Here is a 25,265-nt window from a genome sequence, read left to right on the forward strand (position 1 = left end):
AAATAAGGGTTAAAAGTAGTAAAAGCAAAGTAATCATTGGGCTGGTGGTTTTATGAACGCTTTCGGCAGGGGTGTAACGCCATTTGTTAGGTATCGACTAGATTTGTGTGAGTAATTATTTTAATGTTTTCACTAAATCAACCATCTAGGTAGAAGACAATGGAACAATCTTATACAGAATTTAATCGACATAAGAAGAAACTGACAGCAGCGTACGGTAAGGCGAGTCCTGATGTTATGGCGGGATTTCGTCATCTACAGCAAGAAGCGCTCAAAGAAGGGGCGTTAAGTACAAAACAAAAAGAACTGATCGCGCTTGGTATTGCTATTGCAGTTCGATGTGATGGGTGTATCGGAGCTCATGTCGCGGGTGCAATACATCAAGGCGCGACCAAGCAAGAATTAGTTGAAACCATCGATGTGGCATTATTAATGGGTGGTGGCCCTTCCATTGTTTATGGGTCTGAAGCCTATGCAGCGGTAGAAGAATTGCTAGGTGAATAAGTTCACCCAGCATCTTCTGTTTTGTTAGTGGTCTAGGCTTTATAGCGCAGGCCACTGATAATGGCAGCAATGACAGCTAATACCCCCCCAGTGACAAGGCAAATATGGGTTCCGTTGGTGGTGAATAAGTTAAACATCAACGCCACTAGAGCGGTACCGGATGTTTGCCCGACTAATCTTGCAGTACCTAACATACCACTTGCTCCTCCACTTCGGTTACGCGGAGCAGAACTCACGATCGTGTGATTATTGGGCGATTGAAATAGGCCGAATCCTGCCCCGCAAATGGCCATTCGAATTGCCACCTCAAAGTAACTTGGTGCGGTGGGTAGCAATGCGAGCGAGAACAGCCCAATAGAAAACACCGCTAAGCCGATAGCGCCTAATATCCCCGCATGAACTTTTTCGATTAATCGCCCAGCAATGGGGGCGGTGATCATGGTGGCTAATGGCCAGGGAGTTAAGAGAAATCCTGTTTCTGTTTCACTCAGCCCAAGCGTACGCTGGAAATAAAACGGTATGGAGACCATGGCGAGCATTTGCGCGCAGAAGGAACAGATTGACGTGCAAATAGAGAGAGAAAAAATAGGGATTCGAAGTAGATCGATGGGCAGTAAAGGAAAAGGGTTACTCAGTTGGCGGCGAACAAAAACGGTGCCAATAAGCAATGTTGCAATACATTCTATAGCGACGAAGGTTAAATTCTCACCTTGGGCGAAGCTGGTCAGGGCAATAAAAAACAATCCGAACGTTAACGCATTTAATACACCGCTGACACCATCAAATCTGCGATTGCCTTTCGTGTCATTTGCAGGCAGGTATTTGACTGCTAACGTAAAAGCAACGATCCCTAGCGGTACATTAATCGCGAATAACCATGGCCATGATGCCAACGATAAAATTAGAGCCGCTACCGTTGGACCTGCTGCTGCCGATATCGCGACGACTAGGGCATTAATGCCCATTCCTCGTCCTAACTTAGATTTCGGATAAATAAGCCTCAATAATGCTGTATTGACGCTCATTAAAGCCGCCGCCCCAAAGCCTTGTAGAATACGAGCAACGGTTAAGGTAAGCAGTGAATCTGATAAGGCACAGCAGAGCGACATTCCTGAAAACAGGATTAACCCTACTTTATATACACGGCGATAACCGATAATTTCTCCTAATGAAGAGAGAGAAAGTAAGGTCATGGTAATCACTAATTGGTAGCCGTTGACGATCCAAATAGAGGCGCCAGCACTAGTGTTTAAGTCTGTAGCAATACTAGGTAGAGCCACATTAGCGATGGTTCCATCGAGTACCGCCATAGTGATACCTAAAGCAATAGTGATGATAGCCCCAATGCGTTGTGGCATAGGTAAGCCATCAGTAGGGTTCATTAGATGTCCTGTATAACATGGTTGAAACGTGCGATTCGAGTTCTGGCTGGCGCAAGGAGAGTTATTCGTTCTAGATACGTGAGCCGTTAGATTTGGATATATTACCGAAATTATACTGAAGCACAAATGCAATACCCTATAAATTAGGTTATTGAGATGCACTCGGTTGTGTACAGAAACGAATCCAGTTAGTTTGAACGCATACGAACCATAACGTCAAAGGAAAGGAATCATGAAATTTGCAATGCTTGGTGCCGGTGGTATTGGTTGTTATTACGCAGCGAGGCTGATTGAAGCGGGGCATGAATGTATTTTAGTGGCTCGAGGCAATCATTTAACTGCATTACAACAGGATGGGTTACATATCGATCACGCTGATTTTCATTTTGATCAGCCTGTAACAGCGACCGATGTGGGAGGCTTATGTCGAGATCACGATAGTCAGAGTTTTCATTTATTAATTCTCGGGGCAAAAGGCGGCGCAACTCAAGCTATGTTGGCTGAAATGGACGATTGGTTGGGCACAAGTTCAGTGCCAATTTTATCCATTCAAAATGGTGTGACCAACGAGGGATTGATTGAAGCGTGTGTTGGGCGAGAAAGAACGATTGGCGGATTGGGTATTTATATCAGTGGCCATATTGTTGCTCCGGGGAAAATCAAAGCTCAAGGTGCTGGGCAAATTGATTTTGGCGCTTGGCCAACAACGGCTTTAAACCCGGAAATGGCTCAATTATGTCAACAGCTTTCGGAGGTATTTACTCAGGCACAGATTCCTAATCGACTCTATGATGATGTGCGTTACGCGTTGTGGCGAAAGTTAGTCATTAATAATGGCGTGAACCCTATTACTGCGTTAACCGATCTTAAAACGGGTGCGGTGACTCAAGATCCGGTGTTACGTAAAACGGTTTATACCATGATGGAAGAGACGGCCAGAGCAGCCAATGCGGCAGGCGTGCCTTTGAAGAAAGCAGATGTGGACGAAATGTTTGATCTTATTTGTCACTTTGGTGATATCAAAACATCGATGCAGGTAGATATGGAGCAAGGGCGCCATTTAGAAGTCCATGAAATTTGTGACCCTGTGATTGAATATTGTCGCCAGACGGATGAACCCGCAGTCACAACGGAGTTAATTGCGAGATTACTAGTGAATGCGGCAACTGCTTAATATGGCGTTATTTCAATTGTTCGCGCTAGGCGGCAAGATCATTGAATATAGACAAAGAAAAGCACATGATAGCTGATACCTAAATGACCTCAAGATACCGTGTTCAGAGCGTCATCAAGGTTACTTGGGTATAACGGATTGATTATAAGGAATAACCATGGAAAGGGTACTTACTGATCAACAACTTGAATCATTATTGGCAGATGATGCGCCGTTTGGCGACCTCACCACATCCCTGCTTCTTGCGCCTAAACATAGTATTCATATCGAGTTGACGGCTCGCTATGATATGACAGTTAGCGGTGTGGAAGAGGCGGCTAGAATGTTCGAGCTGAAAGGGGCGACTGCAACTGTATTGGTCTCATCGGGTGATCATTGCCGAGCGGGAGATCATATTCTAAATGCCTCTGGGAATGCTCATGCGCTCTTTTTGGTGTGGAAATCAGCTCAAGTATTGATTGAATGGATGAGTGGAGTTGCCAGCTGTACGGCGAGCATGGTGCAAAATGCCAAAGGGATGCCGATTGCTTGCACACGTAAGCAAGTGCCTAATACGAAGGCTCTTTCCGTTAAAGCGATTCGATCTGGTGGTGGAATAATGCATCGATTAGGCTCATCAGAGAGTATTTTGGTATTCGCAGAGCATCGGCAATTTAGCTCTTTAACGCCCCGCGCAATGTTACATCAATTTGATAAAAAATCACCAGAGCACAAACCTGTAGTTGAAGTTCACTCTGTTGAAGATGCGATGTCATGGTTGGATGCAAGAGCTCCGGTGCTCCAGCTGGATAAGTTCACTCCAGAACAAATCACGGTATGTCGGCAGTTTATTCAAGAGCATCAACTGAACACTAAATTAGGTATAGCGGGTGGTGTTAACCCCAATAATGTCGTAGAGTTTGTGGCTGCAGGTGCTGATTTTATTGTCACCTCTTTTCCTTACTACGCGAAACCTAAAGATGTCCAAGTACGCTTCTTTGAGGCTTAATTGTGCTTGAATTTGTAGAACGAAGTGGCTCCCATGCTAGATGATATACTCGATCACCACTTAAACATCGTGTTCTGCGGCACTGCTGCTGGCGCAGTATCGGCTAAACGGAACCAATATTATGCGGGCCCAGGAAATAAATTCTGGCCAACGCTGTATAAAATAGGTTTAACCCCTCGTCTTTTGTCACCCAGTGAATATCGTTCGGTTGGGCAATATGGCATTGGCCTCACTGACGTCGTCAAAGGGCAATCTGGCAGTGATGCTGATATCGATTTTAAAAGTTCAAACCCTCAAGTGCTTCGTGAGAAAATGTTGCATTATCAACCGAAAATATTGGCATTTAATGGTAAGAAATCGGCACAGGTATTTTTAGGTAAAACTCGAATCGCGCTGGGTTTACAAACAGATATGATTGGAAAGACGCAGCTAGTCGTACTGCCATCTACCAGTGGTGCAGCCAACGGGTTTTGGCAAGAATCTACTTGGTTTGAATTAGCTGGTCTGCTTGATATTTAAAGTGGTTTACAACAATCGATAATCAATCAAGGTTTGCTCGTTATGAGTGCCGATAAATGGTGAGAATAATTTGTCGGCACTAACCGCAATAGAATGGGGATTACATTGAGGCGAGAGAGAGTGATGGATTATTGCCATGATGTTTTCGTTGGCGAACAATAAAACCACACAAGACCAATCCTAATAGCATTGTGCCTAACGTACCGGGTTCTGGGGTTTCTACGGTTTGTGTGTCCGGATCTGAAACGGGTGTGACATGAGGGTGAGGGCGATGCATCGGCGGAAAATCTCGATGAGGCATGGTAGGAAATGAGAGCGTGCTGGTACTGATGATTCGAGGTTGATCATGCCCACATGCCCAAGCATTATCGGTTGGAATAACTCGTTCTCCTTGGTCAATCACATTAAATGCTTGTTCTCTATCAGATGGAGACCAAAATTGGCGATGATTAGATGGCATGTTGTTGTCAGAGTTCGTGATGGATGCAGATGTTGTGGTTACACCACTTTCTGTACCATGGGGCTGAAAATATTGGTCGAATAATGGGGAGCTATTATCGCATGGCGTAGCATTCGCCACTCCTGCAATGGTTAAACAAGCTGCAATAGTTAACGTTTTAAACATAATTAATAATCCACAATGAAGATGAGTCGTATCGCACAGTAGTTATATTTATGAGAATGTGCGGTATACCCAAGTAACCTTAAGGTTCTGTTTCAGCGCATACAACTCGCCTTTTGGCGCTCATCAATAAGCTCATATCTGCGCCCAGTAACGTTGAACAGGAATGACCATCCTCTCTGCGATTGAATTTGGTCTGTGCTCGTTGATGACGATCTGAATACTGTCTCTTGTGGTTATTTGGGTATGTCAGTTTACATTGAGATATTATTTCCAAAACTGATTGAAAAGAATGCAAAAAATGCTCAATAGTTGTTCAGTTTCATTATTGAGATTTTTCTTGCAAATTTGCGGTAAATTAATCTAAAAATGATATTTTAATCAGTAGGTTAAAGTTAGAAAGGGCAGTTAATAATAAAAATAAGCCATAACGACCAAATTATGACTTATTGAATAGGTTTGCTGTGCCAGATGAATGGCTTATTTGTTCAAACGAGCTTTGGCTTCTTCAACTTTTGAAAAGTCTAAACCAAGCTCATTGACTGCATCTTTAATTAATGCAGGATTTTGCATTACTTGTCCCATCAACGCTTGAAGCTGTTCTTGAGGTAAACCCAATTGGCCGATAGTCGCCATTGCAGCAAGAGGGTTCTGCGTTAATGCTTCGAAAAGCTCTTTAATTTGCTGATCGCTAATATTGTTTTCTTTTAGCATTGCGATAATTGGGTTCATCTCTTTACCTTTGTACATCATTAACAATGAGAAGCGTTAGTTTACATTGACTCTCTAGGAATTGCACTTCTCATGATTATCAGTCTTTTTCATCGCTTCATAGCGCAGCAATATTTAAGAGTATTTATTCTAACTAACTGTTAGTTAACATTTTAAGTGATATTGATCATCCTATGAGTCTCAATAATGAAATTGCCCATGTTTTTATAGTGGTTAATATAATGGAGTGCTATTCTACAACTATCTAAAATGATTGAGATAGACCGATGAGCCAAGCCCGAGAGCAATGCGGGATAAAGCATCAGGACGTGGAATATCGAACGCTGGTCAGCGAGTGTGCTTGTATATTGTTATTTTTGATAACGGCAGGCTCTGTTAGTGGTTATTTATTTTCGGTGCCAGCATTGTATCGGATATTTCCTGATGGACCTGCAACGAATTTGCTGACAGCCTTGACTGTAGGGTGTTGTGCTGTTTCTATTCTCTGTTTTTTGCACGATAAGCGCCGTCTGATGGCGTATTTTTTAATGCTAAGTAGCTTAGTTCTTATCTTTAAACTCCTCTCTTATTACACGCATTTAACCGTGGTCTTAGATTTAGATAGAGAAATTACCTTATTTCATCAACGATATGGCGACCACAAAACGAATCAGATGGGTATCAACACCGTGTGGATGATGGTGTTATTGACCTCCTCATTGTGGTTTTCTTTCTATCGGCGGCATCTCTTTGCTCAAGCACTGGCCATGTTATCTTTCATTATCCCATCAATATCTATTGTGGGGTATGTGTTTAATCTCAACAGTTTCTATGGGCAAATGTCGCTAAACACCATCATTTGCGGTGTATTTATGATATTCGTCACCTTAAGTATCAATGCCAAATATGGGCTAATACACGCACTACTAGCCACTACGGTTAGTGGCCGTTTAGCTCGCGTTCAATGTTTCTCTGGCATCGTGTTTGCGCTTGGCTTAAGCATTATGGTGGTGAGATGGCGCAATGACATTGATATCAACGTCCTGTTGCCTGTTATTATTATCTCGCTATTTTGGTTTTTATTATTGCAAGCATTTAGCAGCGCAATGGTCTTTTCGAAAATCGAAGCTAAGCGGCAGACGATGGAAAAGAAATTGATCCATGCAGCACAATATGATCCGTTAACGGGGTTATATAATCGCATGGCATTTTCGGATGAATCGCACAAAGCCATTCAGCGCCAATCTCGCGATGGCGGAAATATTTGTGTGCTATTGATAGATATCGACTTTTTTAAAAATATCAATGATACCTATGGGCATGATGTCGGCGATAAAGTCTTACGCTGCGTGGCAAGCACCATTAATCGTACCGTGAGAAATACAGATATTGTCGGCCGATTTGGCGGGGAAGAGTTTTCATTGTTACTCCCCAATACTACTTGGGAAGAAGGATTGCATGTCGCTGAAAAAATTCGCATTCGGGTTGCTCAACTCGGTTTGAGTTCTGTTGTCGGGAAAAAAGAAAAAGTATCGGTATCTATCGGCTGCTCTACTATTGATATTAATCACCCTAGCTTGGATGAATCTTTAAAATGGGCCGATTTGGCGTTGTATGATTCGAAAAATTCAGGACGTAATCAGGTTCAAGGCGAAATGGGACTCACGACACTACGTAGCCGCGCAAAACGTTATTCTAATTGTTAGAATAAGAGATACAGTTCAACTCGCAAACGTCAAAAAGCAACGGCCGATCAAACAGAAACAAAATAGTTGTGTAGGAGCTGTTTACCGCGATGGTAAACAGCTCTTATAATGCCGACTATGGAATCAAACCTGTTACTGTCTTTGCGAAAGCTAACAACCTTGTTAGTGCTCGCGTTAGTTGTCTCTGTCTATTCTGGTATTAGTTCAAATACCTGGAAGGATTTGAGTACCACTAAATTCAGCACTCAGCAGGTTTCTCACCATGTGACTCATGATGTTCATACCGTAAGTTTAACTCAGAAACAGATCCCAACGCTGCATAACACAGACAATCATGACGGGCTTTGGTATGCACCTGCAACCAATCAACGCTGTTTAAGTATGGCTGAAATCGGCTCTGACGTTGATCCACCTGCGTATGCTTTGGTTGCTGAGCTTCCTCATCCAATACACCCGTTGTTTAGTCACGATTTTGCTAGCGCACTGCCTCGTGATAATTGGGCCTTACTGCCACAAACTCGCAGTTTAAGATTGAACGGTTGGAAACAGTCCAACTTACAATATCGTTTTATCCAACAAGCCTAAATTTTCTATCTCGTCATTTTATTTCGTCATGCACCTTTGTTCCAAGCAATGGAATCAGAGTCGGTGCGTGGTATTTGCGGTTTCTACCGCGGCTCGAAAGAGATAGAAAGCAATTATGCAAAATTTAAATTATTCAACGTCGTCTCAACGACGTCGTCATGCTGTGCTTAACCACAACGCAATATGGAAATACGCAGTATTGATCATTGCCATCGTTATTATGGCTCTGAGTGCTTTACCCACTTGGTATGGTGAGAATGCTGCCATACAAATATCCCCCAAAGCTGGGTTGAATCTGACGCCGCCGGCGGTGGTGAATACCTTGGCAAAACATCAGATTGCGGTACGCCGTTTAGACAGTAATAAGCAAGGTATGCTGGTTGTTTTAGCTAACAATCAACAGCAAACGCAAGCAAAAGAGCTCTTGGCTTCTTTCGCTAAAGATCCGGAGAAATTGACTTTAGCAATGACGCCATCAGCCCCTAAATGGTTATTGAATTTAGGGTTCGAACCGATAAAGCTTGGCCTTGATTTACGTGGTGGGGTGCAGTTTTTATTGGAGGTTGATGTCGCGCCAGTCTATCACCAACAAAGTGAAGGAGTGAGTGATGCTGTGCGTCAATTTGCTCGGGACAATCAGCTTTATGGTGTGCGTATTCATCTACATCAAAATAACGAATTGCAAATCAATACGTCCGATCTAACTCAAGCCAAAATAGAGTCGTTCTTACGGCGTCAATATCCCACATGGAATGTCTCGCCTACCAAGCATGGCTTGACGCTCTCACTGAATACACAAGAGAAAGTCACGCTACGCAATATGACGGTAGAGCAAAATTTACAAATCATGCGTAGCCGAATTGAGGAGTTAGGGATCACTGAAGCATCTGTGCAGCGGCAAGGTGAAAGCCATATCTTGATTGAGCTTCCAGGTGTTCAAGACCCTGCCGCGGCTAAGGATGTCATTGGCGCGACCGCGACATTAAAATTCTATGCAGTCATGCCAGAGGGAAGTCGTAGCAGCCAATTGATAAAAGATACTCAGGGTAAGCCAATTTCTGTCGCCAAACAGCCAGTACTGACCGGAGAGCATATCTTAGATGCTCGGGCTGGGAATGGTGAGATGGGACAAGCGGAGGTCAATATCACCTTGGATTCCGTGGGCGGCGATAAGATGACGTCTTTCTCCAAAACTCATATTGGGAAACCGATGGCAACCGCATACAGCGAGTATAGCCGGGATCCTAAGGGGCAATTACACCAAACCAATCAGATCATTAGTGTTGCAACCATACAAAACGTCTTACCGGCAAAGTTTCGTATTACTGGAATAGGCAGTTATGAGCACGCTCAGCAACTCGCACTGTTGCTGCGTGCTGGATCAATGACTGCGCCAGTGACGATTGTTGAAGAGCGAACGATTGGCCCTAGTTTAGGAGCGGAAAATATTCATAACGGCTTTGCTGCGTTGGCATTGGGAATGGCCGTGACGTTGGTATTTATGGCGCTTTGGTATCGCCGATTAGGCTGGGTGGCAAATCTTGCATTGATTGCCAATATGGTGCTGCTTTTCGGTTTAATTGCGCTGATTCCCGGTGCGGTATTGACTCTTCCCGGTATTGCTGGACTGGTACTCACTGTGGGGATGGCCGTCGATACTAATGTGCTTATCTTTGAGCGAATTCGAGACAAGCTCAAAGAAGGGCGCAGTTTTGCGCTCGCGATTGATAGAGGTTTTGATAGTGCGTTTGCAACCATATTCGATGCCAACTTTACTACCATGATCACCGCTGTTGTTCTGTATGCCATCGGTAATGGTCCTATCAAAGGGTTCGCTTTGACACTAGGTTTGGGGCTGCTAACCAGCATGTTTACTGGTATTTTTTCTTCTCGAGCCATTATCAATTTGGCCTATGGCCGTAATCAATCGCGTGACGTGAGGGTATAAAATGAATATTACGATGAAAAGTCGCTGGCGTTACGGTTGCAGCATGGTGTCACTCTGTTTAATGGTGATGTCTGTGGTGATCATTAGTATAAAAGGGCTCAATTTTGGTCTTGATTTTACCGGTGGGGTCGTCAATGAAATCCGTATGGATAAGCACATCGATGCGAGTGAGATCCGTAGTCAGTTGCAGCAATCTTATGGTCAAGATGTCGCACTGGTTTCAGCTGGTGAACCCGGGCGCTGGGTGATTCGTTATCAGGCACCTAAAGCAGGGGAGGTGCAACCTGATATTAAGCATGTATTAATGCCCCTTACTCATTCGCTAGAAGTACTAAATACCAGTATTGTGGGGCCTCAAGTGGGCTCAGAACTTGCGCAGCAAGGCGCACTTGCTCTACTTGTTACTGTCATTTGTATTATGGGGTACCTGTCGTTTCGATTTGAATGGCGCTTGGCATGTGGTGCTCTATTTGCTTTGGTTCATGATGTTGTGTTTGTTTTCGCGTTCTTTTCTTTAACGCAAATGGAGTTCAACTTAACTGTACTTGCTGCGGTGCTAGCAATTTTGGGCTATTCACTGAATGATTCGATCATCATTGCCGATCGAATCAGAGAGCTATTGATGGCCAAACCGAAAGAGCCTCTGGCGCAAATCAATAATGTGGCAATCACTGCGACCTTCTCCCGCACTATGGTGACCTCAGGAACGACGTTACTTACTGTGGCAGCACTATGGTTTATGGGGGGAGAGCCTTTGGCTGGGTTTTCTATTGCCATGTTTATCGGCATTTTAACCGGGACGTTTTCTTCAGTTTCAGTGGGTGCGACATTACCTGAGTTTTTGGGATTGTCGAGTCGACACTATTTGCTTAAACCCATCTCTGAAGATTTTTAGCTAGATTCATCACTTAAATGGAGCCGACATCAATTTTGTGTCGGCTTTTTATTATCTTCAATGTTTCTAATTAACTGTTTTTTATAAGTAAATAGAAAAAGGCCAAATGTTTCAGTGATAATAATGAGTAAGTTAACCATAAAGGAGAGTTCTTTATGATGAATTCTGTCGGTAAAGTACTTCTTTTTTAAATAAAAGCCGAGAGTTCGGAGATATTCTCTATGACTGAAATTCTGCACGAACGCATTGAGCAGTGTGTTTCGGAATTAAAAAGTGATATCCATGTATTGTCGAAATACATTCACACGGAGAACAACTTAGGGTTCTTTTTTTCTGCAGATTGCACAGGATTAACCAAAGCCGATTGTGCTCATCAGTTTATCATCGATTCGCTGATGAAAAAGGGACTGTCAGAAGAGGCGTTGGCCAAAATACCGCAAGAGATTGATGAATTGACCAAATTATTTTTGTGGGAAATCGCACTAGATACTCTTGACCCTCGGTGTTATTGATCGAGCACTAATTCATCAGTTCCACTCAATCTTTTTGATGCTTACCTGTAAAGTTTTACCGCATCGGCAATTTCATCACCCAAATTATGTTCTAATGCGTTAACAGAGAGAGCATATGGTGGAAAGATGGCAAAGACGAACAAGATTCAAAATGAAGATAAGTTATTTAAACGAGCTTTGCAGATTGGCAGTAAGATGGCAGAAATGCAGGGATATAAATTAACAGAAGAGAGCGCTTCATTGTCGTTAAAAACCAAAGCGTTATATCTATTTTTAGTACAGGTTCGTCAGATAGCGCCATTACCTGAAGATAAGCAAGATGGGCAAAGTCTGAAAAAGCGGATTGCGTTGTGGATGTATAATGCTTTGCCCGAGGGCGATCCACTTAAATAGTGCGCAGTCAGTAAACAAGGTCGCAGCATAAAAAAACACCGCATAAAGATGCGGTGTTTTTTCTTACTCATATCAACTATTGGTATTCACACAAGTAAGCTGTTGATTGTTTAACTTGAAGATCAAACGATGAATCGCCGTTTACATTAAAGCTTTCGCCATCTTTAAAAGAGAGCCAATTTTGTTCACCTTGGCGTTTAATTGTAAGCTCGCCTTTAATTACAGTCATTTTTTCAGGTGCTGCAGTGCCGAATGTATATTCACCCGGAGCCATGACACCAACGCTACTTTTTTCACCTTGTTGTTCGAAGGCCAGTGATTGTACGTTCCCTTCAAAATAGCTGTTAGCCTTAATCATTGTATTTCCTTATGTCTTTATCTCGTTATCAACTTGTTAGCGTTCTATATTTACCCCATTACACTACGTAACACAAGTAAGACTCTTTAGGGGCTAAACAAAGAATTAGCCAAACATCGTATTCGGCAACCAAGTAGAGATAATGGGAAAAGACAATAGAATAGCTAATACGACCAAATCACAAGCAACAAAAGGCCACACACCCGCAAAGACTTCGTTAACTTTAACATCTTTTCCCGCCGCGCTATTTAATGCAAAGGCATTGAGCCCTACAGGAGGAGTCACGCCAGCAATTTCACACATTTTCATCGCAATAATGCAAAACCAAATGGGGTCATAGCCCAATTGGGTAATGATGGGGAAAATAATCGGTAATGTAAGGGCAAAAGCTGCTGCTGGTACAATGATCATGCCCATTAGAAACCAGATGACAAGCACCATAGCCATGATACTCCAACCGGGTAACCCTGATGAAACTAGGTAGTGGGATATATCAAATGGAATTCGTGTGAGCCCCAAAAAGCGACTGAAAAACAAAGCACCAATGATGATAAAAAATAGAGTTGTGGTGATTCCAGCGGATTCTCGTAGTGATGAACGCATGGTTTTAAGTGAGCGAAGAGGGCCTTTTATTAGCCCCATCAACAGCGCGCCTAATGCGCCGATAGCTCCGGCCTCTGTTGCGGTAAAAAGCCCCGAGTACATTCCACCAAGAACAGCGCCGCCTAGTAATATAAGCTGCCATAAATCCAATAATCCAGCCATGCGATCGCGACGCTTCATGTGTTTCTCTTTATCGGGAATGGGGGCGATCTCAGGGTGGCGTTTGGCTTTCCAATAAATGACAACCACATAGGCCAGCGCTGTTAATAAGCCGGGTAGTACACCTGCCATAAAGAGTTTGCCTACAGGCACGTCCGTAAATAATGAGAACAGAATAAACATCCCACTTGGCGGAATCATGGCTGCTAGTGAGCCTGAGCAGGCGATACTGCCTAATGAGAATTTTTTTTCGTAGCCGTAGCGAATCATTTCAGGGTAAGCGATACGGCCAAATACACTGGCTGTTGCTAAGGAGGAACCACATACAGTGGAAAAAGCAGCGCTACCAAATGCCGTCGCAACCGCTAACGAACCCGGTAATGAGCCTGTGAGTTTTGATATTCCTTTATAAGCCTGCTCCGCGAAACCAGCCGTTGCCGCAAAAGCGCCCATTAACACAAATAGAGGCAGGACGGTGAAGGTGGGCGAGGCAATAGCACTATAGGCCGTTTCACCAAGTAATGACATTGCACCGTGCACATTGAGTAGCACTAGAATGCCGATAAAGCTGGTTACAACGAAACTCAGAGCCAGTGGTAGGCCGATAAATAGGAAAAAGAGTAACCCTAAGATGGCGATGGTGCCAATAATAGTAAAATCCATAGGTAGTTAAACTCCCTGTGAATTACGTTGATGGTGAAAATTGAGTAGGTGAGAATAGCCATTGATTGCCGCCTGCACAAAATATAAGGCTAAGGCAAATGTCATGATAAATTTCACAGGGTAGAGCAAAATTGGTTGAGGGCCAGCAATTGCTTGCTTACTTTCAAAAGCCGCTAAGGCATTGTTCCACAGTGCCCATGTAATAACTCCAATGGTAACAACCGAAATTGACGAGATAAATATATTGAGTAAGCACTGCCAGTAGGTGGGGAGTTTCTCAAGTAAAAAATCGACATTGATATGTGAGTGAGTTTCTTCACTGTGAGATAAACCAAGATAGGTAATCGAGATCATAGTAAACATTGCTAACTCTGATACGCCATATAGGGGCTTGGATAAGCCCCGAGTAATTAAATCAATACACATGAACAGCATCATAAATATGAGTAACCATCCACACAGCTCCGCAAGTGCTTGATTGACTTTTGTTAGCCAAAGCGGTTGATGAGAATAAGGGCTCATGATTGTTTATCCTGTGCTAATGCATTATCGATAACTTCTTCCATCTTATCTAACATGGCTTCAGGCGCTTTAGCGTGTTTCTGTTTGGCTTGCTCTAACCAAAGTTGTTTATTTTCTTTAATGGCGGGTAATTCAACAAACTGTTGAATTTCTTCGGTGGTGGCGGCTTTGACGTGATAGCCCGCTTTCTTTTCTAGTTTGACAATGGTGTTGAATAGATTTTCATAGTAATGCCCAAAGTCGATAGAGGCCTGCTGCTGTGCTTGATTAAAGTAGCCTTGCATCTCTGGTGATAGGCTATTCCACTTATCCAAATTCATGGTGAGTAACACAGGAACAGCAGCCCATAACTTCTGAGTGGTGAGTATGTTCGGTGCGATTTGATCCATACCAATCCGGTGCATGCTATCGTAGTTTGTCACGACACCATCAATGGTACCGCTATCAAGGGCTTGGTAAGTATCACTCCAAGGGATAGAGACAGGAGTCGCTTGCATATCTTTGATAATGTTCAATAACCATCGGCTCGAAGCGCGAATTCGTTTGTCTTTTAAATCGTCTGTGGAGTTGAGCGTATCTCTGGAGATAAAGGCATAAGGAAGGTATGCATAGGTGTAGATTATCTTTTGTCCTTGAGCAGCAAATTCTTGATTTAATTGCGGTATCTTTTTATAAATCTCTTTGTAAAGCTCCATTTTTCCATCAAAGCTCACCGGACCTTCTGGAAATAACTGAAATGCACTATTCAACAGTAGACGGGTAGGGTAGTAATTAATGTTGATAAAGCCTATGTCTGCAATACCATTTTTTACACCATCGAGTACTTCGTTACCTTTAAGTAGCGAACCTCCCCAATAAGGTACAATTTTAATATTGCCATTAGAGACTTTCTCTAAGCGATCAATAAACCCTTTTTCCGCTTCTCCACGTAAGCCACTGACTGCAGTATTCGTGGCAAAAGTGAATGTTTCAGCTGCATTTGCTTGATAAGCAACGCTTAAGCTCAGTGTAGAAAAGAGCAAAGCTGACAAGACCTGGTGTTTACCTTTAGTAAAACATCGACTTAATTTCATAACACACTCCATTGTGATTTTTGAATGTTAAACCAGATTTTTTCCGTCCGTAAAAAGTCCTTTGATTAATTCTTATAAAAAATAGGGTTTTTGTCCTATACCAATTTATTCGTTATTCATAACAAGATGTTAAGGATTGCTCTTCCCGTAAATGTTGCTGAAAAATATCGATAAATATCTGGGCTGTTTGTGAAATAGGTGAGTGACGTAGATGCAATAAATTGGCATGCAATTGATAAGGAGTGACTAAAGGAAGTATTTGGATTTTGTCGTCGCGGTGTGCTTCATAAGAAAAGGCATCAACCAGAGCGATACCTAGACCTGACTTAACCATTGAGCACGCATATTGGGGAGAGCTGACTTCGATAGAGGGAGAATAGTGGACGGAGCGTTCGGCAAATACGGATTGGGTTAATTCACAGAAAGGTGTTTCAGGTGTGTAGCCTACAAACACTTCGTTTTCTAAGTCGGAAAAATGAACAGCATCAGCTTGGGTTAATGGATGCTCACTAGAGCAGACAAATAGTAATTTGGCTGGAAACTGTTTGGATATGAGAAGGTTTGGATGATCAAAAGGAAATAGCGAAATGGCCAGATCGACATAACCATCGATCACTTGATTTTGCAGAAGAATATGCCTCATGCACTCAAAGCTGACCCGTACATCAGGACAGCGTTGATGAAAGGTGTGAATAACCTCTGGCAGTAATTGATGACCTAAACTTGGGCTACTGGCTAAGCGTAAAATACCTTGTTGTTGTTGGCGTAAATCTTTCACTGTGGAATTGATTCGCTGCACATCACGATACACATGTTCGACATCTTGAAATAAACGCCGGGCTTCAGGCGTCGGGCATAAACGCCCCCGTACTCTTTCAAATAGAGTTAACCCTGTGCGTTGTTCTGTATAGGAGAGCATTCGGCTGATTGCTGGTTGAGAGACCATGAGTAGCCGCGATGCTCCGCTGATTGTTCCTGTAACCATGATTGCGCGAAAGACTTCTATCTGACGAAGGTTCATATTGGTGGAAGATGGGGACATAGTATTAGCTCTTATGTAATTAAATGGATGATTGGGTAATTCATGACGAAAAAATCTGTTTATCATGTTATCCAACCTTAAATAATGCCATTAAATTAATAAGTTATATTTATTTAGTTACCGGTTAAGAAGGACTGTGTTAGATTTTGTATTCAAGCGTTGCTTGTTATCGCTGTTTTCATATTGATGTATTGCAGTATGTCGTGTTGCGCCAAATACTTAACCAATAATGATTTAAAGCGATTTTAAAAGCTGCTATACCCAAATGACCTAAAGATGCAGGATTCAGAGCTTCATCAACGAGCCTAGGTCAAGTTCAATTACGGCAGGAATGGTCATTCCCTTTAACGTGATTGAGGTATATAACCGATTGAAGTAATTATGNTTTTATAGTGATCATAGTTAGTAATGAAATTATATGAACGGTACGACAATATTTATCGATCGAATATTGAATTAATTAGAGACAATCAAATCAAAGTCGATCCTTTACCTATCGAAGGAGAAGATCGGTGGGGTGTAAGCGCTGTCTTTCGCCCTAAATTTCCGTCAGAAGTATGGCGCGATCTCGAACAACTAAAAACGGTACTTGGTCAGCAGCATGCCTACTATCATGAGAATAATGTTCATATTACTTTTCGCTCTTTAGAAGCATATAGAGATAATATTGGTTCCTCTGATGAGTTGATAAAACAGTATGCCCATGAGTTAGAGAACGTATTACGTGATGCTGGCTCAATGACAGTCTCGTTATCAGGCATTATTGGTGTAGCAAGTGGTTTGATTCTTGGTGGTATACCTAATTTTGATATTGAAAAGTTAAGATTAGAATTTTTCACCCGATTACGTGAAAAAGGGCTAGTTACCTCTGGGCCTGAAACATCGGTAAGTCAGTTGAGAAATACCTGTCATGCTAGTCTTGCTGTCTTTGCCTCTAAATTATCCCTCGCCGATGAAAGTCATGATGCTTTATCTAAGTTGCACCAAAAATCGTACGGTGACATTCAACTTCATGACATAGAAATTGTTGCTTATAAAAGAACGCTAAGTGCTATTGACGTTAAATCATTGGCTAAGATAACCCTATCGTAATGTTGTTACCTATCTTGAGTTAGCTAAACATCAATCTTACAAATTATGGCATGCTCTTCACTACATTTAGCTATATGAGCTAAATAAAAAGCGAACCAAACGGTTCGCTTTTGCTTAGGTTATCGTATTAGACTTGGTAAGTCTCAATACTTGGGCAAGAACAGATGAGATTGCGGTCACCGTACACGTTGTCAACACGATTCACTGTTGGCCAGAACTTCATTTCTTGGGTTTGTTTAGAAGGGTAACAAGCTACCTGTTTTGAATACGGGTGTGTCCATTCTTCAGCCACAAGATCCACTTGAGTATGTGGAGCATTGACGAGTGGGTTATCTTCTAATGTCCAATTACCTAATTCTACCTGTTTAATCTCTTCACGAATGGCGATCATCGCATCACAGAAGCGATCCAACTCAGCCAAATCCTCAGATTCGGTCGGCTCTATCATCAGTGTGCCAGCAACTGGGAATGACATCGTTGGGGCATGGAAGCCATAATCCATCAAGCGCTTAGCGATGTCTTCTTCGCTAATTCCTGACGCGTCTTTAATTGGGCGAATATCGATAATACACTCGTGTGCTACGCGACCATTTTTGCCTCGATAAAGAACGGAGTAATGCGGACGCAAGCGTTCCATCACATAGTTAGCGTTTAGAATCGCAACTTCTGTCGCTTCAGTCAGTCCTTCGCCCCCCATCATCGCAATATAAGCCCACGAGATAGGTAAAATAGAGGCGCTACCCATATCTGCAGCAGACACTGCGTATTCTTTCCCTTTCACACCATTTTCAATATGACCTGGCAAGAAATCAGCTAAGTGCGCTTTCACACCGATAGGCCCCATACCAGGACCGCCACCGCCGTGAGGAATACAGAAGGTTTTGTGCAAGTTTAGATGTGATACATCTGAACCAATAAAGCCTGGTGATGTTAATCCAACTTGAGCGTTCATGTTGGCACCATCTAGATAAACTTGTCCACCTGCTGCGTGAACCATGTCGCACACTTCACGCACTTGTTCCTCATACACACCGTGCGTTGATGGATAAGTAATCATAATGCATGACAGATTATCATGATGTTTCTCGATTTTTTGCGCGAGATCGTCGAGGTCGATATTACCATTATGGTCACATTTAACGACCACGACTTTCATCGAAAGCATGGAAGCCGACGCTGGGTTAGTCCCGTGAGCGGAGCTAGGGATAAGACAGACATTGCGATTCTTGTCACCGCGACTCTCGTGATAACGTTGAATTGCTATGAGTCCAGCATATTCACCAGAGGCTCCAGAGTTCGGTTGCAATGAGAATGCATCATAGCCTGTAATTGCACAGAGTTTGGCGACTAAATCGTCAGCTAATGCGTGGTAACCTGCCGTCTGTTCACTTGGCGCAAATGGGTGTAGAGAGCCAAACTCAGGCCAAGAGACGGGAATCATCTCAGCAGCTGCATTGAGTTTCATGGTGCAGCTTCCTAGCGGGATCATGCCATGCGTTAGAGAAAAGTCTTTATTCTCTAATTTTTTCAAATAGCGCATCATCTGTGTTTCACTGTGATAAGTGTTAAACACGGGATGAGTCAGGTATTGAGTGGTACGGCGGCATGCTTCTGGAATTGATGCATATTCATCCCCTGAAATCTCTGCTGACAGATCGTAGGCCGATTCGGTCACACCGAATGCAGTCAGTAGGGTATGAACATCTTCAAGCGTTGTGGTTTCATCAAAACTGATACCGAGGCGATCGTTGAATTTACGTAAGTTGATATCCAATAATTGAGCTACAGCATATAAACCTGCGGTATTATTCTTTGTTACTACTGTGATGGTATCAAAGAACGTTTCATGGGCTAGTTTGAAGCCCGCTTTTTTTAGTCCGGCGGCTAATATCGCAGTCAGGTGATGAGTTCGACGAGCAATGGTTTCCAGCCCTTTAGGGCCGTGATAAATCGCGTAGAATGCAGCCATGTTGGCAAGTAGTGCTTGCGCCGTACAAATATTCGATGTGGCCTTTTCACGGCGAATATGCTGTTCGCGAGTTTGCATTGCCATTCGCAGTGCTTGGTTACCCTTGGCATCGATAGAGACACCAATCACACGACCTGGCATCGTACGTTTGTGTTTATCCTTGGTTGCCATAAATGCAGCATGTGGTCCACCAAAACCCATCGGTACACCAAAGCGCTGCGCTGATCCGATAACCACATCAGCACCCATTTCACCTGCTGGTTTTAGCAAGGTAGAAGCAAGTAAGTCAGTTGCAACTGTGGCTAAGGCTTTTTGATCGTGAATTGCTGTGATCACATCGGTAAGATCAATAATGTTACCCGTTGTAGTTGGGTATTGAAGTAGCGCACCAAAAAATTCGTGGGTCTTTATTTGATCGAGTGATGCAACAATAACGTCGAATCCGAGGAATTCAGCGCGGGTTTTGACGACTTCAATGGTTTGCGGGTGAACATTGTCCGCAACAAAGAACTGATTACTTTTGCTCTTACCTGCGCGTTTACACAATGCCATCGCTTCTGCAGCGGCAGTCGCCTCATCAAGCAATGATGCGTTCGCAATTTCCATACCGGTTAGGTCAATGATCATTTGCTGAAAATTAAGCAAAGACTCTAGGCGACCTTGAGAAATTTCTGGTTGGTATGGCGTGTAAGCGGTGTACCAGCCCGGATTTTCAAATACATTACGCAAAATGACATTTGGCGTGTGGGTGTTGTAATAACCTTGGCCGATGAATGAGCGTTTCAGTGCATTTTGCTGAGCAAATTCTTTTAGACTGTTCATCATTGCGTATTCACTTTGCGCGGTAGGTAAAGCGAGCGCAGAAGGAAGACGAATGGATGCCGGTACTGTCTCATCAATGAGTGCAGTTAATGATTCAGCGTTAATAGTATTGAGCATAGAGCGATGATCATCGCGACGTGGGCCATTATGGCGAGTCACAAAATCATTCGCAGGGTTTAGGCTTTGAAGTAAATCAGTCATGTTTCCTTTACCTTCTCAACCTCCCACTGTTAGGAGCATTGAAAATAGTGACTTAATAAAGCATGCAAAGAAGATACTTTATGTCCAGATAGGTGGTTCGTTTAAACTGTGCGTGCGGAAGTTTTCTATTGGCACGCACAGCAAATGAGGAATCAGTCCTCGTCATCTTCTTCTAAAGATATTTCATATTCATCTGCGCTTTGTAACTGTTCAAGTTCACTCGCATCAGACATTTTGATTGTTGCAATCCAACCACCATCGTAAGGTTCTGAGTTAACCAATTCCGGGCTATCGTCTAGATCCTGGTTTACTTCAACAATAGTGCCAGAAACAGGCGCATAGATATCGGACGCTGCTTTCACAGATTCGACCAAAGAGAATGCATCGCCTGCATCAATGTCGCTATCTACTTCAGGTAGTTCAACAAAGACCACATCACCAAGCATTTCTTGGGCATGCTCAGAGATACCGATGGTGGCAGTACCGTCACCGTTATCGCGAACCCATTCATGGCTGTCTGTGAACTTCAGTGTTTTGTCCATTGCTAAATCTCCAAAATAACGTATCGATAAATAGGGTTAAGTAAAGTGAGCCGCTAGGCCAAAGCGCCCAAATGACCATGTTGTGATGTTCTGTTGTTGCACTTTGCTCGACCACTTACCGGTTGAAAACTATTGTTTTACTGTTTGCTTAATGGGCATGAACAGCGTTATTGACTGTTAAGATCTACGCTAAGCATAGGTGCTTTTTTATCGAAAAATAGTTCAGGGTTACGTCCTGTGATCTTCGTAAAATTTCCTAGTTAAAACCGATGGCAGCGTAAAATCGGTTGATTGAATAAAATCAGTTTGCAACAGATATGCCATCATGTTTGTGCCTTTGATCACCGATTTATGCCATGCCAGTTAGGCACAATAATTAAGTAATCGTTTGCGTAGCCTTTAGCTTTTAACCTCATTATGGCAATGATAGAAGCAGAGAATAAGAACGAGGCAAGCGTGTGGACATCTCGATATTGAAGATGAATAACGCTATGTATCAGATTTGAATATTTGAATAGTCGTGGTGCACCCATCGTTAAGATTTAGTGCATACTCTGAAATCAAATGTGAGAGGTGTTATATCACTTTTCAGAGCCGGATTATCCATAATCTTTTTTAGCTTCCTTCGCTCTATTTATCCACTTTACATCACTGATAAATAGTTGATCGCCGAAGTTTTCACCGATAATCGGGGGGCTTCGGCGTTTGGTAACTGCATCACGATAAGTTATTCGAACTTACCTTTGTGCATTATTCACCAATAAGTTGATAACATACTCGGTGTGGTAACAATGATCAATAGAAAAGTTTCTTATAGGAAACTTATGTTCATAAGGTGAAGCGTGCGCTAGGATTAAGGCATACTATGAGCATCAATAATGAAAGTGTATTACTGCTTCGTAAATATGCGCCTAACAATAAGTTGAAGAAATCATGTCCGATAATATTTTTGATGAATACCCCTCAATGACACTAGCCAGAGAAGCAAGTGAAGCACCAAATATTGAGCCATTACGTTTAGGGGAGCGGATCAAAACCATTCGTGGAGAACTTGGCTTAACCTTAGAAGAGGCTAGTCAACGAACTGGACTCGCTCGTTCTACACTAAGTAAAATTGAAAATGAACAGATTTCTCCAACTTTCCAAGCGATGCAAAAATTAGCGTTTGGGTTACAGATAGATATGCCTCAACTATTTGAACCACCACAAAAAATTATTGCAACAGGCCGTAGAGATATTACGCGTAAAGGCTCAGGAAAGCCGCATCCTACTCAAACGTATGAACATGAGTTACTCGCCACACAGTTGTCGAATAAAAAGATGATGCCATTTAAAAGTCGTGTGCGCGCTAGGGCATTTGACGAATATCGTGACTGGATTCGTCATGATGGTGAAGAGTTTCTTTTGATCTTGGAAGGTTCTGTGATGTTCTATTCTGAATTTTATGAGCCAGTAGAATTAATGACAGGGGACAGCGTTTATTACGATGCTACGATGGGGCATATGCTCGTTTCGACAAGTGAAGAAGACGCTTTAATCCTGTGGGTTACGGCGAACACTCGATAAATATTCTCCCTATTCTTATATCAATGCATAAAAACGCGCCATTATTGGCGCTTTTTTTATGCTACTAAGGTTTCCTATAATGAATGCAAACGTTTGCCTTTGATTGTTTATCCATTGGTTTTTACGTTAAATGACCGCTTGTGACGACTGTAATCGCGAATTTGGCTCTTTTTACTTGTCTATTGAGAGAAAATTTCGCATTCTGTTTATTATTGGAAACATAATGGTATTTAGGAATAACACGTTAACGCTCATTTACTGTGCGAAAACGATCAAGGGAGAAAGTTATGAGCCAAAACTTAGATGCTGGCCAACCGTTGTTAACCACACCTCTTCACGCACTTCATCTTGAAGTGGGCGCTAAAATGGTCCCATTCGCTGGCTATGATATGCCAGTACAATACCCTCTGGGTGTAAAAAAGGAACATTTGCACACTCGTGAGTTTGCTGGATTGTTTGATGTGTCGCACATGGGGCAGTTACGTTTAACGGGCCCAGACGCCGCCGCTGCATTAGAAGCCCTAGTCCCAGTTGATATTATCGATTTGCCTCAAGGTAAACAGCGCTATGCGTTTTTCACCAACGAGCAAGGCGGAATTTTAGATGATTTAATGGTGGCTAATCTCGGTGATCATCTGTTCGTGGTGGTGAATGCGGCATGCAAAGCACAAGATATCGCTCATATTCAATCTCATTTTCCTGATAACGTTAGATTAGAAGTGATCGAAGATCGCGCTTTGCTTGCTTTACAAGGGCCACAAGCCGCTAAGGTACTTTCTCAACTACAACCTGCTGTTGCATCCATATGTTTTATGGATATCCAAACCATCGATATTGCAGGTATCGACTGCATTGTTAGCCGCAGCGGATACACGGGGGAAGATGGTTACGAAATTTCAGTCCCTGCTGATAAAGCACAAGAGCTAGCTTGTAAATTAACGGAATTTTCTGAAGTCGAGTGGATTGGTTTAGGGGCTCGTGATTCTTTACGTTTGGAATGCGGCTTGTGCCTCTACGGTCACGATCTTGATACCACGACAACTCCCGTTGAAGCGAGTTTATTATGGGCAATCAGTAAATCTCGTCGTGCAGACGGAGAAAGAGCGGGGGGATTCCCTGGTGACTCAATCATCTTAGACCAAATTGCGACTAAGAATGTCGTGCGTAAAAGGGTTGGACTTGTGGGGCAAACCAAAGCACCTGTGCGCGAGGGGACAGAACTTTATGATGCAAACGACAATAAGATAGGTATTGTCACCAGTGGTACGGCTGGACCAACAGCTGGAAAACCGGTCTCAATGGCTTATGTAAGCACTGAATTTTCTGCCATCGATACTGAAGTTTGGGCGTTAGTTCGTGGTAAAAAATTACCGATGACAGTAAGTAAAATGCCTTTTGTTCCTCAGCGTTATTATCGCGGTTGATAGCACCTGATAATTTGTAACGACAAAAACAGCACTATGGTAGTGCTGTTTTTATTTTTATCGAGGTTGATTTGGGCTCTTATAATGCATCTTGGTTAATATTGTGATCCTGAGCCAAATATGTAAATCAATGAAAAACAGGTTAGATAATTTGGTGCGATTGTATAAGCTTAATGTTGCTTATCCACTAGATTGTCCCTATGAAAAATATCACGTTATTACTTACCTTTTTACTCACTAGTTTGACTGCTTCTGCGGCTGACGTTTCTACTTATATCGTTAATGGTACGACAGCAACCGCTAGCGACTATCCAGCCTATGTCACCCTATTTTATTACCGTGAATATTCGGGGGGCTACACCTATGGTATGTATTGTGGGGGAACCATGATTGATAGTACCCACGTACTAACTGCAGCCCACTGTATTACCGATGAAGATAGTGAACCGAATGAGTCATACCTTCTCTATACTGTCGTTGCTCAAGTTGATGAACTATCAGATTTCCCTGGAAATGCGACCTACGTGCAGGCCAAATCATTTTATTATCCCGATGATTATGAATACTCTTCCACTGAGTTATGGCCAAATGACATTGCGGTGATCACATTGGAATCCAGTCTGAATGTTAGTGGGGTCGTTAGCTTACCAAGCCAAGATTACGATAGCTATCGAGAGAATAGTGATGATACCTTTATCACAATTGGTCATGGGAAAACGTCATCAAGTAGTAGCACAAGTAACACACTGCTTCAAACTGAAATGGACTACGTGGATAACGCGACATGTGAGACAGACCTTGCCAATATTAATGATTCCCAACTTTGTTTTGCCGGTACGAGTAGTGGAGATAGCACCACTAGTTTAAGTAGTGGCGTTTGTTCAGGGGACTCTGGTGGCCCCATGTATGACACCACGGATTCTAGTGCAACCGGTAGTGGTTACCTACAAATTGGCGTGACCAGTTTTGGCCCCTCGACTTGTGGACAAGCTTTAGGTTCGAGCGGTGTAACAGGGGTATTTACTGAAGTCTCTAATTACGTGGATTGGATTAACGAAGTTGTTGCAGGTTCGGTGACAGCAAAATACACAGCCACAGATGCAAAAAGGGCGAGTTACAGTGGAAGTCTCGATTCCAGTTCATCTTCTGATGATGATAGCAGTGTATCAACGACATCAAGTGGCGGTGGTGGTAGTGCTGGTGTCATAGGATTAATGATGTTAGCTCTTATTGGGCTAATGAGAGTGAATCGACGTAGCTAAATCAACGAAAAAGTGTGAATTGAAGGGG

General features: G+C 42.8%; 24 protein-coding genes. 14 read left to right on the plus strand and 10 right to left on the minus strand.

The features are described from left to right. Positions 1-159: 159 nt before the first annotated feature. Complete coding sequence (locus tag F9817_RS18295) at positions 160-504, plus strand: carboxymuconolactone decarboxylase family protein (protein WP_161157611.1); 345 nt, start codon at positions 160-162, stop codon at positions 502-504. 32 nt (positions 505-536) lie between these two features. Here F9817_RS18295 and F9817_RS18300 read toward each other — a convergent pair whose 3' ends face one another. Further along, positions 537-1,886: an MFS transporter gene (locus tag F9817_RS18300; protein ID WP_161157612.1), complete on the minus strand. Its 1,350-nt coding sequence runs from the start codon at positions 1,884-1,886 to the stop codon at positions 537-539. A gap of 232 nt (positions 1,887-2,118) precedes the next feature. Between F9817_RS18300 and F9817_RS18305 the strand changes: the two genes are divergently transcribed. The 3 genes from F9817_RS18305 (at position 2,119) to F9817_RS18315 (ending at position 4,567) form a co-directional block, all read left to right on the plus strand. Continuing rightward, positions 2,119-3,060, plus strand: a complete 942-nt coding sequence (locus F9817_RS18305; RefSeq protein ID WP_161157613.1) for a ketopantoate reductase family protein — start codon at positions 2,119-2,121, stop codon at positions 3,058-3,060. A 157-nt stretch (positions 3,061-3,217) separates the two neighbouring features. Further along, positions 3,218-4,048: a ModD protein gene (gene modD / locus F9817_RS18310; protein ID WP_161157614.1), complete on the plus strand. Its 831-nt coding sequence runs from the start codon at positions 3,218-3,220 to the stop codon at positions 4,046-4,048. 33 nt (positions 4,049-4,081) lie between these two features. Further along, positions 4,082-4,567, plus strand: a complete 486-nt coding sequence (locus F9817_RS18315) for a mismatch-specific DNA-glycosylase (protein ID WP_161157615.1) — start codon at positions 4,082-4,084, stop codon at positions 4,565-4,567. Positions 4,568-4,667: 100 nt separating this feature from the next. Here F9817_RS18315 and F9817_RS18320 read toward each other — a convergent pair whose 3' ends face one another. After that, entirely contained in the window at positions 4,668-5,192 is a 525-nt protein-coding gene (locus F9817_RS18320; protein ID WP_161157616.1) for a PEP-CTERM sorting domain-containing protein, read from the minus strand. Positions 5,193-5,669: 477 nt separating this feature from the next. Next, positions 5,670-5,921, minus strand: a complete 252-nt coding sequence (locus F9817_RS18325; protein WP_161157617.1) for a DUF2999 family protein — start codon at positions 5,919-5,921, stop codon at positions 5,670-5,672. A 266-nt stretch (positions 5,922-6,187) separates the two neighbouring features. Here F9817_RS18325 and F9817_RS18330 point away from each other — a divergent pair, with 266 nt between their 5' ends. The 6 genes from F9817_RS18330 to F9817_RS18355 all read left to right on the plus strand — a co-directional run bounded on the left by F9817_RS18330 (position 6,188) and on the right by F9817_RS18355 (position 11,939). Further along, a complete protein-coding gene (locus F9817_RS18330; RefSeq protein ID WP_161157618.1) occupies positions 6,188-7,606 on the plus strand; it encodes a GGDEF domain-containing protein in 1,419 nt (472 codons plus the stop codon). A 108-nt stretch (positions 7,607-7,714) separates the two neighbouring features. After that, the gene (locus F9817_RS18335; protein WP_161157619.1) at positions 7,715-8,191 is read left to right on the plus strand and encodes a hypothetical protein; all 477 of its coding nucleotides are present in this window, start codon (positions 7,715-7,717) and stop codon (positions 8,189-8,191) included. A gap of 115 nt (positions 8,192-8,306) precedes the next feature. Beyond that, entirely contained in the window at positions 8,307-10,139 is a 1,833-nt protein-coding gene (secD, locus tag F9817_RS18340) for a protein translocase subunit SecD (protein WP_161157620.1), read from the plus strand. Between the two features lies 1 nt (position 10,140). Next, positions 10,141-11,034, plus strand: a complete 894-nt coding sequence (secF, locus tag F9817_RS18345; protein WP_161157621.1) for a protein translocase subunit SecF — start codon at positions 10,141-10,143, stop codon at positions 11,032-11,034. Between the two features lie 221 nt (positions 11,035-11,255). Beyond that, positions 11,256-11,546 carry a hypothetical protein gene (locus F9817_RS18350; protein ID WP_161157622.1) on the plus strand — a complete coding sequence of 97 codons (291 nt, stop codon included), beginning with the start codon at positions 11,256-11,258 and terminating at the stop codon, positions 11,544-11,546. Between the two features lie 126 nt (positions 11,547-11,672). After that, entirely contained in the window at positions 11,673-11,939 is a 267-nt protein-coding gene (locus F9817_RS18355; RefSeq protein ID WP_161157623.1) for a DUF5062 family protein, read from the plus strand. A 76-nt stretch (positions 11,940-12,015) separates the two neighbouring features. On the opposite strand, the gene ppnP is transcribed toward F9817_RS18355, so the two are convergent. The 5 genes from ppnP to F9817_RS18380 form a co-directional block, all read right to left on the minus strand. Beyond that, a complete protein-coding gene (gene ppnP / locus F9817_RS18360) occupies positions 12,016-12,297 on the minus strand; it encodes a pyrimidine/purine nucleoside phosphorylase (RefSeq protein WP_161157624.1) in 282 nt (93 codons plus the stop codon). A 105-nt stretch (positions 12,298-12,402) separates the two neighbouring features. Next, positions 12,403-13,722 carry a TRAP transporter large permease gene (locus tag F9817_RS18365; protein WP_161157625.1) on the minus strand — a complete coding sequence of 440 codons (1,320 nt, stop codon included), beginning with the start codon at positions 13,720-13,722 and terminating at the stop codon, positions 12,403-12,405. 6 nt (positions 13,723-13,728) lie between these two features. After that, positions 13,729-14,244 carry a TRAP transporter small permease subunit gene (locus F9817_RS18370; protein WP_161157626.1) on the minus strand — a complete coding sequence of 172 codons (516 nt, stop codon included), beginning with the start codon at positions 14,242-14,244 and terminating at the stop codon, positions 13,729-13,731. Then, the gene (gene dctP / locus F9817_RS18375) at positions 14,241-15,317 is read right to left on the minus strand and encodes a TRAP transporter substrate-binding protein DctP (protein ID WP_161157627.1); all 1,077 of its coding nucleotides are present in this window, start codon (positions 15,315-15,317) and stop codon (positions 14,241-14,243) included. Before dctP ends, F9817_RS18370 begins: the two co-directional genes overlap by 4 nt. 112 nt (positions 15,318-15,429) lie before the next feature. Next, the gene (locus tag F9817_RS18380; protein ID WP_161157628.1) at positions 15,430-16,359 is read right to left on the minus strand and encodes a LysR family transcriptional regulator; all 930 of its coding nucleotides are present in this window, start codon (positions 16,357-16,359) and stop codon (positions 15,430-15,432) included. A gap of 408 nt (positions 16,360-16,767) precedes the next feature. Between F9817_RS18380 and F9817_RS18385 the strand changes: the two genes are divergently transcribed. After that, a complete protein-coding gene (locus F9817_RS18385) occupies positions 16,768-17,451 on the plus strand; it encodes a hypothetical protein (RefSeq protein ID WP_161157629.1) in 684 nt (227 codons plus the stop codon). 127 nt (positions 17,452-17,578) lie between these two features. On the opposite strand, the gene gcvP is transcribed toward F9817_RS18385, so the two are convergent. Both gcvP and gcvH read right to left on the minus strand, forming a co-directional pair. Further along, positions 17,579-20,443, minus strand: a complete 2,865-nt coding sequence (gene gcvP / locus F9817_RS18390) for an aminomethyl-transferring glycine dehydrogenase (protein ID WP_161157630.1) — start codon at positions 20,441-20,443, stop codon at positions 17,579-17,581. A 152-nt stretch (positions 20,444-20,595) separates the two neighbouring features. Beyond that, positions 20,596-20,985, minus strand: a complete 390-nt coding sequence (gcvH, locus tag F9817_RS18395; RefSeq protein WP_161157631.1) for a glycine cleavage system protein GcvH — start codon at positions 20,983-20,985, stop codon at positions 20,596-20,598. A gap of 933 nt (positions 20,986-21,918) precedes the next feature. Here gcvH and F9817_RS18400 point away from each other — a divergent pair. From F9817_RS18400 to F9817_RS18410, 3 genes are all read left to right on the plus strand, one after another. Continuing rightward, positions 21,919-22,551 carry a helix-turn-helix domain-containing protein gene (locus F9817_RS18400; RefSeq protein ID WP_161157632.1) on the plus strand — a complete coding sequence of 211 codons (633 nt, stop codon included), beginning with the start codon at positions 21,919-21,921 and terminating at the stop codon, positions 22,549-22,551. 287 nt (positions 22,552-22,838) lie between these two features. Next, positions 22,839-23,975 (plus strand): glycine cleavage system aminomethyltransferase GcvT, encoded by a 1,137-nt coding sequence (gcvT, locus tag F9817_RS18405; protein WP_161157633.1) that lies wholly within the window; start codon positions 22,839-22,841, stop codon positions 23,973-23,975. 200 nt (positions 23,976-24,175) lie between these two features. Beyond that, entirely contained in the window at positions 24,176-25,237 is a 1,062-nt protein-coding gene (locus F9817_RS18410) for a S1 family peptidase (RefSeq protein ID WP_161157634.1), read from the plus strand. The last annotated feature ends 28 nt before the right edge of the window (positions 25,238-25,265 follow it).

The organism is Vibrio eleionomae (assembly GCF_009874545.1).
Classification (GTDB): domain Bacteria; phylum Pseudomonadota; class Gammaproteobacteria; order Enterobacterales; family Vibrionaceae; genus Vibrio; species Vibrio nitrifigilis.